The 12,667-nt window shown below is 71.0% G+C and carries 8 protein-coding genes and 1 pseudogene; 6 read left to right on the forward strand and 3 right to left on the reverse strand.

Annotation, left to right across the window (positions count from 1 at the left end):
• Positions 1-213 precede the first annotated feature (213 nt).
• Positions 214-3,003, reverse strand: coding sequence for a helix-turn-helix transcriptional regulator (locus tag ACZ4UV_RS50145; protein WP_467849258.1), 2,790 nt, complete (start codon positions 3,001-3,003; stop codon positions 214-216).
• A 179-nt stretch (positions 3,004-3,182) separates the two neighbouring features.
• On the opposite strand from ACZ4UV_RS50145, the gene ACZ4UV_RS50150 reads away from it, so the two are divergent.
• The 5 genes and pseudogenes from ACZ4UV_RS50150 to ACZ4UV_RS50170 all read left to right on the forward strand — a co-directional run bounded on the left by ACZ4UV_RS50150 (position 3,183) and on the right by ACZ4UV_RS50170 (position 7,294).
• The gene (locus ACZ4UV_RS50150) at positions 3,183-4,097 is read left to right on the forward strand and encodes an MBL fold metallo-hydrolase (protein ID WP_451021196.1); all 915 of its coding nucleotides are present in this window, start codon (positions 3,183-3,185) and stop codon (positions 4,095-4,097) included.
• A 22-nt stretch (positions 4,098-4,119) separates the two neighbouring features.
• Positions 4,120-5,610, forward strand: a complete 1,491-nt coding sequence (locus ACZ4UV_RS50155) for a carboxylesterase/lipase family protein (RefSeq protein WP_451021197.1) — start codon at positions 4,120-4,122, stop codon at positions 5,608-5,610.
• Between the two features lie 30 nt (positions 5,611-5,640).
• On the forward strand, positions 5,641-6,024 hold the full coding sequence (locus tag ACZ4UV_RS50160) for a RidA family protein (protein ID WP_451021198.1): 384 nt from the start codon (positions 5,641-5,643) through the stop codon (positions 6,022-6,024).
• Between the two features lie 389 nt (positions 6,025-6,413).
• Complete coding sequence (locus tag ACZ4UV_RS50165) at positions 6,414-6,563, forward strand: hypothetical protein (RefSeq protein ID WP_467849271.1); 150 nt, start codon at positions 6,414-6,416, stop codon at positions 6,561-6,563.
• A 29-nt stretch (positions 6,564-6,592) separates the two neighbouring features.
• Positions 6,593-7,294 (forward strand): annotated as a pseudogene (locus ACZ4UV_RS50170) (helix-turn-helix domain-containing protein).
• 54 nt (positions 7,295-7,348) lie between these two features.
• Here ACZ4UV_RS50170 and ACZ4UV_RS50175 read toward each other — a convergent pair.
• Together ACZ4UV_RS50175 and ACZ4UV_RS50180 are read right to left on the reverse strand one after the other, a co-directional pair.
• Positions 7,349-7,927, reverse strand: a complete 579-nt coding sequence (locus ACZ4UV_RS50175) for a hypothetical protein (protein ID WP_451022544.1) — start codon at positions 7,925-7,927, stop codon at positions 7,349-7,351.
• 121 nt (positions 7,928-8,048) lie between these two features.
• Positions 8,049-8,546, reverse strand: a complete 498-nt coding sequence (locus ACZ4UV_RS50180; protein WP_451022545.1) for a DDE-type integrase/transposase/recombinase — start codon at positions 8,544-8,546, stop codon at positions 8,049-8,051.
• Positions 8,547-8,767: 221 nt separating this feature from the next.
• Between ACZ4UV_RS50180 and ACZ4UV_RS50185 the strand changes: the two genes are divergently transcribed.
• Positions 8,768-12,622 (forward strand): S8 family serine peptidase, encoded by a 3,855-nt coding sequence (locus tag ACZ4UV_RS50185; RefSeq protein WP_451022546.1) that lies wholly within the window; start codon positions 8,768-8,770, stop codon positions 12,620-12,622.
• The last annotated feature ends 45 nt before the right edge of the window (positions 12,623-12,667 follow it).

Here is a 12,667-nt window from a genome sequence, read left to right on the forward strand (position 1 = left end):
GTCCCGCCACGACGAGCGAGGCCGTGTTCAGCCCGGCCCACTGGCCTCGGGCCTGCGTTTTCGCAAGGCCTTGGGGACAAGCGGGGGCATCGGGATACCAGGGCGAAGGGGCCACCTGGCGGGTTACTGCTGCCACGCCCTTGTGGCCAGTCTGGTCCGGCGGGATGGCGTGCGGTATACGTCAGGTGACTGCTTCCATGGCCGGGCGTGTCCCTATTCCAGGTGGGCCGCCGTCGCGAGGGTGCCCTCGATGAGGTCGCGCAGCTGGGAACGGGCGGTGATGCCCAGCTTGGGGAAGCTGCGGTAGAGGTGCGAGCTGACCGTGCGCGGGGAGAGGAAGAGCTTCTCGCCGATCTCACGGTTGGTCAGCCCGCGGGCGGCAAGCCGGATGATCTGCTGCTGTTGCGGGGAGAGTTCGGCGAGCGCGTCGGGGGCCGCATTCGTGACGTCGAGGCCGGCGGCGCGCGATTCGGCCCGGGCTCGCTCGATCCACGGGTGCGCGCCCAGGCGACGGAAGATCTCCAGGGCCTCGGTGAGCGGCCCCCGCGCCTCTGCGATGCGCCGACGGCGCCGCAGCCACTCGGCGAGGTCGAGTAGGGTCTGTGCGCGTTCGAAGGGCCAGTACTCCAGTACCGGATCCGCCAGAGCCGCCCGGAAGTGCGGTTCGGCGTCCTCGGGGTCCGCCAGCAGGCCACGGGCTCGGCTGATCAGCGCACGCAGACGAGGTGAAGCGTTGTCCGCCAGCGCAGATGCCGAGCGCTCGACGATCGCGACAGCCTCCTCATGGCGGCCGCAGCGCACAGCGGCGGCGGCCAGATCCGCGAGGGCCGGGTAGGCGGCGTGGTAGTGCACGGGCGCGCCGTCGGCCGTGAAGACCATGCGGAGTTGGTCGTACGCGGCCTCGTAGGCGCCTTCCGCGGCTGCCGCGGCACCGAGCGCACGACGGGCATAGACGGAGACTGAGCGGCTTTCCAGCGGATCGATGAGAGCGAGCGCGTCCTCGGCCCGGGTTCGGGCCGAGGACGCATCGCCCTGGAAGGCCAGCACGGTGGCGTCCACGGTAGCCGCACAGGCCACGGCGTGGTCGAGGCCGGCCGCCCGGCCGACCGCGGTGGTGCGGGTGCAGGCCTCACGGGCCTGTTCCCACCTTCCTCGCTCCACGTAGGCCCAGGCGACTGCGCCGCCCAGACCCTCGGGCAGCGCTCCCTGCAGCTCCCAGCGGTCGAAGGCCTCGTCGAAGGCGCGGACGGCCTGTGGGGTCTCGTCCAGGAGCCACGCCATGATCCCGACGGTGGTGAGCCGCTCCGGCCGGGCTTCCGCCTCGGCGGCCAACTTCGGCAGCAGAGACACGAGTTGGGCCCGGTCGTCGAAGGGGTCCGAGACTGCTCTCACCCAGGTGCGCAAGCCTGCGTGTGAGGCGTTCTCGGGAAGGCGCCGCAGGATGTCCTGGATGCGGTGGCGCTGGGTGTCCTCTCCGGAGTAGAAGCGGACCACGGCGGCGCCGGCCACGAGGTCCAGCGCGGCGGCGGGCTGGGAGACCGTCAACTCCTCGGCAGCGTCGGCCAGTCGGGAGAAGACCATAGTGTGGCGTCCGGTCAAAACCGCCAGCCGTCCGGCCTGCACAGCGGCGGAGGCCAGCAGGGTTGCGTCATCCGTGCGCGCGTGTGCCGCGGCGACCAGTTCCTCGACCCAGGCGATGTCTCCGGTGAACACAGCCGCCGCGGCGGCTTCGACCAGCAGCTGGGCGCTGTCCTCGCGCCGCGGTGCGAGTTCCGCGGCGCGCTGCAGGGCCTGGGCCGCCGCTGCATGGCCGCCGCGTCGGCGGGCCCGGCCGGCGGTCCGCTCCAGCTCCGCCGACACGGCCGCGTCCGGGTGCGGGCTGGCGGCGGCCAGGTGCCAGGCACGCCGGTCCGGTTCGTCCCGCAGCAGTTCGGCGAGCGCGAGGTGTGCCTCGCGCTGGGCAGCCAAGGACGCGGCGTGATACACGGCGGACCGGACCAGTGGGTGGCGGAACCGGACGTCCCGGCCGGTCCGCCGGACCAGCCCGGCCTGCCCGGCCGGCAGCCAGGCCGCGTCCTCGGCGCGCGGCAGTCCCGCCGAGGCGGCGATCGCGGAGTCGGCGCTGTCCATGGCGGCCAGGAGCAGCAGGGCCCGCGTGGTGGAGGCGGGGAGGCTGTTCAGGCGGGCGGCGAAGATCCGCTCCAGGTGATCGGTGAGCGGAAGCGGACCTGCGGACGGCAGCCCCGCAGCCGTGTCGTGTGCCGATGCTGTCCTCGTCAGTTCCACCAGCGCCAGCGGGTTGCCGCCTGCCTGGTCGAGGATCCGCGACCTGGTGTGGCCAGTGGGGCTCTTCGGCTGCAGGTCCAGCAGCTGATTGGCCGCAGCGTTGTCGAGCGGTCCCAGGGTGAGCATCGGCACATGACGGTCGAGTCCCGGAAGGTGATCGCCGTCACGGGCCCCGATCAGCATCGTGACCGGTTCACCTTCCAACCGTCTGGCAGCGAAGGACAGCGCATCCAGGGAAGCACGATCGAACCACTGCACATCGTCCAGCACCACGAGCACGGGATGGTGGTCGCCCAGGCCTGACAACAGGCTCAGGACGGCTACCCCGACCAGCATGAGATCGGGTCCCGACGTGGCCGACCCCTCGCCGAAGGCGTCCTGCATCGCAGCGCGCTGCCTCCCTGGCAGTCCGTCCACCTCGGCCGGCACCGGCCGCAGCAACTGATGCAGTGCGGAGAAGGCCAGGCTCGACTCCGACTCGCTCCCCTCGGCACGCAGTACGCGAGCACCGCCGGCTTCAGCCCGGCGCACCGCGTGCTCCAGCAGCGCGCTCTTCCCCGTGCCCACGTCACCGACCAGCATCAGCACCGGATCGGCCGACACCGAGTCCACCGCACGAAAGAGGCGTGCCAATTCCGCGTCCCGGCCGACGATCAGCTCCCCCGGATCCAGCTCCGGTCCCATGACCGCACCGCGGTCGCCAGTGTGCTCGTCCACGGAATCTCCCGGAATTGCGGCTTTCGATCGAGGTCGCCTTGCCCTGGCCCATCCAGGCTACAAGCGGCCGGGCCCAGTGCCCGGGCCATGCGCGCAGGTGCAGTCACGTTACGGATACCGCGCGCGCCGAGGCCGCTCGTACGGTTCCAGGAAAACCTCCACATTCCCAAGGATGTCTCATGGAACAAATCACGCTGGGCGACGTCTCCATCACCCGGGTATGGGAGTACTTCGGCTCCGTCGAAATGACGCCCGACACCTTCTTCCCGGAAAGCCCGAAGGAAGTGTGGGACGACGGCGCGCCCTGGCTGACCCCGCATTTCCTGGATTCCGAGACCAATATCGTGAATTCCGCGATCCAGACCTGGCTGCTGCGCAGCGGAGGCAAGACCATCCTCGTCGACACCGGCGTGGGCAACCACAAGGACCGCCCGTACGCGCCGGTCTGGAACCGCCTCGAAACTGGCTTCCTGGCCAATCTCGCGCGCGCCGGCGTCGCGCCCGAGGACGTGGACATCGTGATCAACACACATCTCCACATCGATCACGTCGGCTGGAACACGTACCTGGACGGCCGGCAGTGGGTGCCCACCTTCCCCAACGCCACCTACCTGATGCCGAAGGACGACTTCGACTTCTGGAATCCCGAGAACGGCCACAAGCCGCTGCTCGGCCGCGGCAACCAGAACGTCTTCGAGGACAGCGTGGCCCCGGTGCACCAGGCCGGCCAGACGCTGCTGTGGGAGAACAGCCACCAGATCGACGTCGGCCTCCGCCTGGACGCGGCTCCCGGACACACCCCCGGCTCCTCCGTGCTGACTCTCACCTCGGGGACGGACCGCGCGGTGTTCGTCGGCGACATGCTGCACAGCCCCGTGCAGATCATCGAGCCCGACTCCAACAGCTGCTTCTGCGAGGACCCCGCGGGCGCCCGCGCCACCCGCCGCAAGGTGCTGGGCTGGGCGGCCGACAACAACGCACTCGTGATCCCCGCGCACCTGGGCGGCCACGGCGCCGCCGAAGTGGCACGAGAGGGAGACAGGTTCGCCATCAAGGGCTGGGCCCCCTTCGCCCCGTACACCGAGCAGGCCTGAGTCCTGCGGAAAGGCACGAGACATGAGCCACCACACCGAGCCCATCGTGACCACGGCGCAGGGAGCCGTCCGCGGCCTGCGCCAGGGCGACACCACCGCTTTCCTGAACATCCCCTACGCCGCCCCGCCCCGCGGCGCCGGCCGGTTCGAGCCGCCGCAGCCGCACGAGCCGTGGGACGGCGTACGGGACGCCACCGTGCCGGGGCCCAACGCGCCGCAGTCGGAACGCCGGCTCGGCAGCGTGGACATGTCCCCCTACTTCGGCACCGGCTGGAGTCGCGGCGAGGACTACCTCACCGCCAACGTCTGGACGCCCGCGGCCGCGAACGGCGACCTGCCCGTCATGGTGTTCGTCCACGGCGGCGGATTCGTCGCCGGATCGACGCGGTCCGCGCTGTACGACGGCTCCGCCTTCGCCCGCGACGGCGTCGTCCTCGTCACCCTCAACTACCGGCTCGGCATCGCCGGGTTCCTCGACATCCCCGGCGCGCCAGCCAACCGCGGCCTGCTAGACGTCGTCGCCGCGCTGCGCTGGGTGCGGGAGAACATCGCCGCCTTCGGCGGTGACCCGCACAACGTCACCCTCTTCGGCCAGTCGGCCGGGGCCACCATCGTCGGCGGCGTCCTCGCCGCCCCGGAAGCCGCTGGCCTCTTCCGCCGGGCGATCGTCCAGAGCGGCAGCGGCCTGGGGGCGTTCACCACCGAGCAGGCCGCCCGCGTCACCAGGGCAGCAGCCGAGGCCCTGGGCATCGAGCCCCAGGTCGACGCCTTCGCAGACATCTCCGACGACCGCTTGGTCGAGGCCGGCTCCCGGCTCGCGGGCATCGACCTGCAGACCGAGACGCACCACGACCCGCTGATCGGACTCAGCCCCTTCAGCCTGGTCCTCGACACGCAGCCCGCCGAATCCGTCGCCGCCGGCCTCAGCAGCGCCATCCACCTGCTCATCGGGACCAACACCGAAGAGGGAAACCTCTATCTAGTCCCGGTGGGCAAGTACGCCACCTCGACCACCGGTGACGTCGACGATGCCGCGGCGCGCGCACACCCGAAACCGGCGCGACTCGTCGAGACGTACCGGAAGGCACGCCCCGAGGCGTCCTTCGGCGAGCTGCACTCCGCCATCATGGGCGACGCGCTGTTCGGCGCGGGTAGCTGGGCCTTGACCGGCGCGCATGCCGCCCACCCCGAATCCGCCACCTACGCCTACGAGTTCGCCTGGCGCTCCCACGCCTTGGACGGAGAGCTCGGCGCCACCCACGCGGTCGAGCTGCCTTTCGTCTTCGATGTCGCCCACCTTCCGCAGCTGCACGGATCCGCCGCCCTGCTCGGCCCTGACAAGCCCCCCGCGGATCTCGCCGCCCGTATGCACGAGACATGGGTCCGGTTCGCCAGGACCGGCAACCCCGGCTGGGACCCGTACGACGACGAGCGCCGGGCCACGATGCGCATCGACGCCGAGTGGACCCAGGTCGACGATCCCCGCAGCCAGGAACGACAGGCCTGGCGCTGACCCTCCGGCCACCATTCCCAAGGACACACCATGACCAGAACCGTCATCACCACCGAGAACGCACCCGCCCTCGCAGCCCCGCTGTCCCAAGGCATCCGCAAGGGCCCCGTCCTGCAGGTCTCCGGGCAGCTCCCGCTCGATCCGGACACGGGCGACGTCGTCGGGACCACGGTCGCCGAGCAGACCGAGCAGACCCTGCGCAATGTCACCGCCGTACTCAAGGCGGGCGGTGCGGGCCTGGAGGACGTCGTGATGCTCCGCGTGTACCTCACCGATCCCGCCCACCTGGCCGAGATGAACGAGGCGTACGCGGCGGCCGTCGGTGAACCCTTCCCCGCCCGCACCACCGTCTACATGCAGCTTCCGCCGGGGCTGCTCGTGGAGGTCGATGCTCTGGCAGTGCTGGACGACTGATCAGGATGGCCGGTCGTCTGACGAGGGCGTGCACCAGCCTGAGGGTTCCGCCGGCGCAACTGCTGGACGCCCTGTGCGCACTCGCCGGACGACCGCCGTCCTCCTGGGGGCCTCATCCCGTACGTCGCGTTTACCGGCAGGTGCTCCAAGCAGTGGGGTCCTCGCCGCTGGGCGCGCTGCAGCCAGGCGATGTGAGCGCGGCCACGGATGTGCACGCGGGCCTCTTGAACGTCCAAGTCCCGCCCCAGGCCGATACGGCCGCCCTCTGCATCCGCCGCACGGTCGACGACCTCGGATCATCCGACCTGTGGGAGCTGGCCCGCGGCACTGCCCTTACCCGGGACGATCTCACGTGGGGCGCTGCCGCAACCCTGGCGGAGGGACGCCTCGTGAACGGAGACCTTCTGGACGAACTCGCCGCGCACACCCTCGCGGAGGAGATCGCCGAACGGACCCCGTGCCACTGGGGCCGACACCACGCCGATGCGGTACGCGCCGCGCTGTACCGGAGCCTGGCCGACCTACGCGTTGTCCCGTAAGTGCTGGTCGCAGGTGAGATGATCTCGTCGTGGCTGGTGTGATCACGGCGTCCGAGCCGTCTTGGATAGCTTGGTTCACGGGGCTGAGTTCGCGTCAGTTCGGCAGGCTGGTCACCGCACTACGGCGCGAAGGCGCGGATCCGGTCCGCAGGGGCCGGCCGTGGGGCCTGCCGCTGGAGGACCGAATCTTGCTGGTCGCCGCGTACTGGCGGCCGAATTTGACTCTGCGTCAGCTCGCCCCGTTGTTCGGGATGTCGAAGTCGGCGGCGGACCGCGTCATCGACCATCTCGGGTCGGCGATGCGGCAGCCGCCGCGGCACGCACCAAGGGCACCTACCTCAACGCTCACTACCGACGGCTGATCAGACGCATGGGCAACAAACGCGCACTCGTCGCGGTCATGCACAAGATCGTCATTGCCGCCTGGAACATGCTCACCAACGACACCGACTACCAGGACCTCGGACCCAGCCACTGGCAACAGCATCCGCAGCAGGTCAAGCGACGCCAGCAACGGCTCATCGCCGAGCTGAGCGCCCTCGGGGTCGACACTTCCGGCCTCGCACCCGCTTGATTTCCCGTACCCCAGCCGTACTGCCGGGGCGATCAGCCCTGCCCTCGTGTGGCCATTTTCGAGTCAGATCCTCCGAGACTGCCGCCTCAAAGGCGACGGAGTCCAGCACGCCGTGCTCGGGATCGCTCGCCTGCACAACCTCACCCTCGCTGGGTGACCGGCAGGAACAGCCAGGACAGCCACCACGACGAAGACCCAGGAAGCAGGCTGGTCATAACTCCTCTCTCAACCGCGCCCAGGTGTGAGTGTCCAGGCTGTCATGGGGGCCAATGCGGGAGAGCTCGGTGCCGTCGCGTCCCAGGGCCACGATGACGGGACGGGTTCCGCGGCTGATGTAAGGGGACGTCCAAACAGCGATGAGCTTGCAGTGCTCGGGATTCTCGATCCGGCGGGCACCGATGAGAACGTGCCCCACGTCCCGCCCGAGGCTCACTTTGACGCAACTGATCCATGGGGCTGCGGTGATGGAGCGTGGAGGGTCAATGCTGCGGGTAAGGCTGAGGACGCCCCCGCCGTTGCGAACGTCGAGCACATCGACGTTGACAGGAGCGTCTCCGGAGCCGCTGCCGCCCCCCACGTACCGCCACTGCTCGTCGTACCTCTCCAGGAGCGCAATGTGCTCACGCATGCGTGGTGACTTCGGACGCCACACGTTCCAGACCGCCCCGACACCGGCAGTGGTGTCGACGTCGGCCGACACCACGGTCAGCAGGCGCCGCGGGATCCACCACGGCTGCGGCGCATCTCTCGCCATCACCCGCCGCACCACGCCGCGCAGAAAGGCCTCCACCCGGGGTCCCGTCCTCACGGCCTTTCCCCATGCCTGCATGCGCCTGCGATACCCGGCGCGCAAGGGCATCAAGCCCCGAGCCGGTGAGGCAAAGCCTCACAACCTTCCGACCGAAAGATTATTACGGGACAAACCTTAGCGCGACATGCCGGCGGACGACTGTTTTGGTCCGGTCGTAGACGATCGACATCGGCACCCCGCCGTAGTGGGCAAACGCCCGCCGGTGGCAGTCGAAGAAGGTCTGAAGATCCTGGCTGGTGGTGAAGCAGCAGAACGGGTCGCGGGAGTACGACAGCGTCATGTGGAACGAATAGACCTTTGCGATGCCCAGATGAGCGAGGATCCCCGCGTGGCCCGCAACGTCGCCGTCGACCACCGCCGCCGCGACCGCTGCGTACCGGTGGGGGTCACCGCCGCCGACTTCGCGGGCACCGCGCTCGTGCCCGTCCGCGACCATGCCGGCGCCGTCGAAGACCGCTCCGTCCTGGTCGGCGCCCTGCGCGCGCTCGCCCCCGCGCACCGCGAAGCGGTGGTCCGCGTCCACGTCATGGGCCAGGCGGGCGAGGACGTCGCCGCACCGCCGGGCGTTCGGCGCGGGGCGGTCAAGTCCCGTACCCATCACGGTGTCCGTGCGCTGCGGGCGGAGTCGGCGCGGCGGCCTGAGCGCCCGCTCCCACGGCGGAATGCCGCGCTGACACCTTGCGGGGGCCACGGCCGCACCCCGTGGCGCCGTTGAGACATGTCGCAGGTGTGACACCAGAGGCCAGTGACATGCTCACCGCCACAGCAGATTCTGTCGGACATCGCGTGACTCCCAGCTGTACGAGAGGTGCTTGGCTGATGGCATGGATCCGCCTGACGGCGGCGATATCGACAGGATTGCTGCTGGCCGCCGGAGGCGTACCGGCCGCCTCCGCCCGGACGCCCCAGGACACCGCGGCGCGACCCGCCGACGGCCAGGGCGCGCCGCCCGTGACCGTACGCCTGGTGACCGGCGACCGCGTGACGGTATCGCCGGGGGCCGACGGCCGCCGCGCCGCCTCGGTCGAGCCGGGACCCGGCCGTGAGGGCATCGTCTTCCGCACGTACCAGGAGGACGGCGGCGACCTGACGGTGCTGCCGTCGGACGCCGCGGACCTGGTCTCCGCCGGGACGCTGGACCGGCGTCTGTTCGACGTCTCCACCCTGATCGCCCAGGGCTACGACGAGGCCGGCACCTCCGCGCTGCCGCTGATCGTCTCCGCCTCCCCGCGCGGCGGCGTGGCCCGGACGACCGCGAAGAGCGAGAAGGCCGCGGCCGCCGTCGCGGACCGGGTCGCCGCGTTCAACGAGGCGTCGGCCCCGGCGCGGACCCTCGCCAGTATCGGCGCGCGGTCGCTGCGCGTCGCGGACGACGACCTCGGCGCCTTCTGGAAGGCCTTGAACCCGGGCGACGCCGAGGGCACCGCCCGCGCCGCCGCGACCCCGCGGGTGTGGCTGGACGGCCGGGTCGCACCGGTGCTGGACCGCAGCACGGCGCAGATCAACGCGCCTGCGGCGTGGAAGGCCGGGTACGAGGGCCAGGGCGTGAAGGTGGCCGTGCTGGACACCGGTGTGGACGCCGCCCACCCCGATCTGGTGGGCCGGATCGCGGAGTCGAAGGACTTCTCGGGCAGCGGAAACACCGTGGACCACTTCGGGCACGGCACGCACGTGGCGTCGATCGTCGGCGGTACGGGCGCGGCGTCCTCCGGTTCCCGCAAGGGTGTGGCGCCGAAGGCGGAGCTGCTGATCGGCAAGGTTCTCGGCGACGACGGCTACGGCTCGGAGTCGCAGGTCATCGACGGCATGGAGTGGGCGGCCGCCGAGCACGCCAAGGTCGTCAACATGAGCCTCGGCTCCGACGAGCCGACCGACGGCACCGACCCGATGAGCCAGGCCCTCAACACACTGTCCGCCTCTGGCAACACCCTCTTCGTCGTCGCGGCGGGCAACGCGGGCGAGAACGGGGACTCCACGATCGGTTCGCCCGGTGCGGCCGACGCCGCGCTGACGGTGGGCGCTGTGGACCGCGACGACTCCCTCGCCTCCTTCTCCAGCCGCGGTCCGCGCCTCGGCGACAAGGCCGTCAAGCCCGACGTGACCGCCCCCGGCGTCGGCATCGTCGCCGCGCGCGCGTCCGGCACCACGATGGGCGACCCGGTCGACGCGAACTACACGGCGGCGTCCGGCACCTCGATGGCGACCCCGCACGTGGCGGGTGCCGTCGCGCTGATCGCGCAGCAGCACCCCGGCTGGACCGGTCAGCAGTTGAAGGACGCGCTGATCAGCACCGCGCACACCGTGCCGGGCACGAAGGTGACCGAACAGGGCGGCGGCCGGATCGACGTCGCCGCGGCCATGGGCGCGGTCACGGCCACCGGAAGCGTGCTGCTGCCCGCCGTCCAGGTGGGCGGCGAGAAGCGGCAGTCGGCGACCCTGCACTACACCAACACCGGTGACAAGGCAGTGGACCTGAAGCTGAGCGTGGCCCTGGCCAACTCCGACGGCGTGGCCCTGACGGCCGGTGTCGTCGCGCCCGGCGCGAGCACCGTCCACCTCGCCCCCGGTGCCTCCGCCGACGTGCCGCTGAGCACCGACCCGAAGGACGCCAAGCGCGGCGCCTACTACGGCTACGCCACCGCGACGGGCGCGGACGGCACCGTCCTCGCCCACACCACGCTCTCCCTGGTCGTGCACGCGCCGCTGCACCGGCTCACCGTGATCGCCCGCGACCGCGCGGGCAAGGTGCTGCCGGGCTGGCTGCCGACGATCTGGGGCCAGGACGGCTTCGTCTCGTACACCAGCGCCGACCCCGCGGTCGCCGTCGTCGAGGAGGGCACCTACCAGGTCGACTTCAGCACTGTGGACAACGCCTCGGACGGCCAGGAACTCGTCGAGGTGATCAACCCGCAGGTGAAGGTCTCCAAGGACACCACGGTGACGCTGGACGCCTCCAAGGTCACCCAGGTGCAGATCCGCACGCCCGAGCCCGCCGAGCAGCGGGGGATCCTCAGCTACCAGACGTACCGGCGCATCGAGGGCCACGGCCTGATCCAGGGCGTGATGTTCTTCGACGTCGCCAAGCGCATCTACGTCAGCCCGACCGCGCAGGTCACCGACGGCACCTTCGAGTTCGCCTCGCGCTGGCAGATGACGGCCCCGCAGTTGCGGGCGAAGGTGTCCGGCACCTCGGCTCCCTTCGTCCCATACTACCTGCCGACCTCTCGGGTCTTCGACGACAAGGGCGTCCGGCTGACCGCGGTGGACGCCGGAGCGGGCACCGCCGCGGACCTCAAGGCCGCCCATGTGCGCGGGAAGCTCGCTGTCGTCCGCTACGACTTCGGCGACGACGCCGAGCTGGCGAAGGCCGCCGCGGACGCCGGGGCCAAGGCGCTGATGCTCGTCATGCCCGAGGGCTTCTTCCCCTGGACGCGCTGGCAGCCGGAGGGCGACCGCCTCGCGCTGCCGATCATGCGCGCCGGCGCGACGGAGGGCACCGACCTGCTGAAGCGCGCCGGTGAGCACACCACCACGGTGGACTTCTCCGGCACGGTGAAGAGCCCCTACCTGTACGACGTGATGCAGGTGTCCCAGCAGCGTGTTCCCGAGAAGCTGGTGTACACGGTCAGCGAACGCAACAGCGCGGTGGTGAAGGCCGCCTACACCCGCACCGGCGCCTCGGCCTGGGGAAGCGAGCAGCGTTTCGGCTGGCGCCCCTACCAGGAGTTCGCCTGGAACCAGTACACCCGTGACGTGCCGGTGGGACAGCAGCGCACCGAGTACGTGACGGCCGGTGACACGTTGTGGAGCCACACCGTGCACCACGACACCGTCATGGACCGCGACCTCGAGCTGGGCGTCGGCATGCAGGACGCCGCCCGCACCTACCGGCCCGGACAGCACGCCGCGGAGAAGTGGTTCGCGGGGCCGGTGCGCCCGTCGATCCCGCACGGTGTGACGGGCTGGCCCGGATCGGTGCGCAACGGCGACACCTTGTCCCTGTACATCCCGGAATTCACCGACTCCCAGTCCGGCCACTGGTCGTTCGCGGAGGCCAGCTCGCTGGGTGGCGGTGTAGGCACCGGTGCGGCGGTGTCCGCGGTGGGCGACCCGAGCGACGTGGCCCACGCCGAGGTGTACCGCAACGGCCGGCTCGTGGCGCAGTCCGGCACCGGGGCCTGGGGCGGATTCGAGGTGCCCGCGGGCAAGGCCGGCTACCGGCTGGACCTCACCACCGCCCGTACCTCCGCCGACTGGCAGTTCGGCACCGGCACCAGGACGTCCTGGACGTTCACCTCGGACACCGCGGCGACGGCCACGCTGCTGCCGCTGCTCCAGGTCGACTACAGCGCGCCGGTGGACCTCCGCAACGCGGTGGGCCCACGCCGGTCGCACACGCTGGGTCTCAACGTACGGATGCCGGACGGCCTGGCCGCCCCCCGTGGGGTTACGCTCAAGGTCGAGGCGTCGTACGACGACGGCCGTACCTGGCACACCGCCCGCACCGCGCAGCACGGCGGCACGCGGTTCACCGCCGCGGTCGAACGGCCGTCGGGGGTGCACGGGGACGCGTACGTCAGCCTGCGGGTGACCGCGGCGGACGCCGCGGGCAACACCGTGCGGCAGACGGTCGACCGCGCCTACCTGCACCGCGGCCCCTCCTCCGGGCGGTGACGGCGGCCCCGCGGAACGGCTGAACGACGGCGGGTGCCCGGGCGG

It is taken from the genome of Streptomyces sp. NPDC028289 (genome assembly GCF_055565975.1).

Bases quoted from the DNA above. Each gene is read 5' to 3' on its own strand.
- ACZ4UV_RS50150 (WP_451021196.1), top strand. From the start codon at position 3,183: ATGGAACAAATCACGCTGGGCGACGTCTCCATCACCCGGGTATGGGAG.
- ACZ4UV_RS50155 (WP_451021197.1), top strand. From the start codon at position 4,120: ATGAGCCACCACACCGAGCCCATCGTGACCACGGCGCAGGGAGCCGTC.
- ACZ4UV_RS50160 (WP_451021198.1), top strand. From the start codon at position 5,641: ATGACCAGAACCGTCATCACCACCGAGAACGCACCCGCCCTCGCAGCC.
- ACZ4UV_RS50180 (WP_451022545.1), bottom strand. From the start codon at position 8,546: ATGGGTACGGGACTTGACCGCCCCGCGCCGAACGCCCGGCGGTGCGGC.
- ACZ4UV_RS50185 (WP_451022546.1), top strand. From the start codon at position 8,768: ATGGCATGGATCCGCCTGACGGCGGCGATATCGACAGGATTGCTGCTG.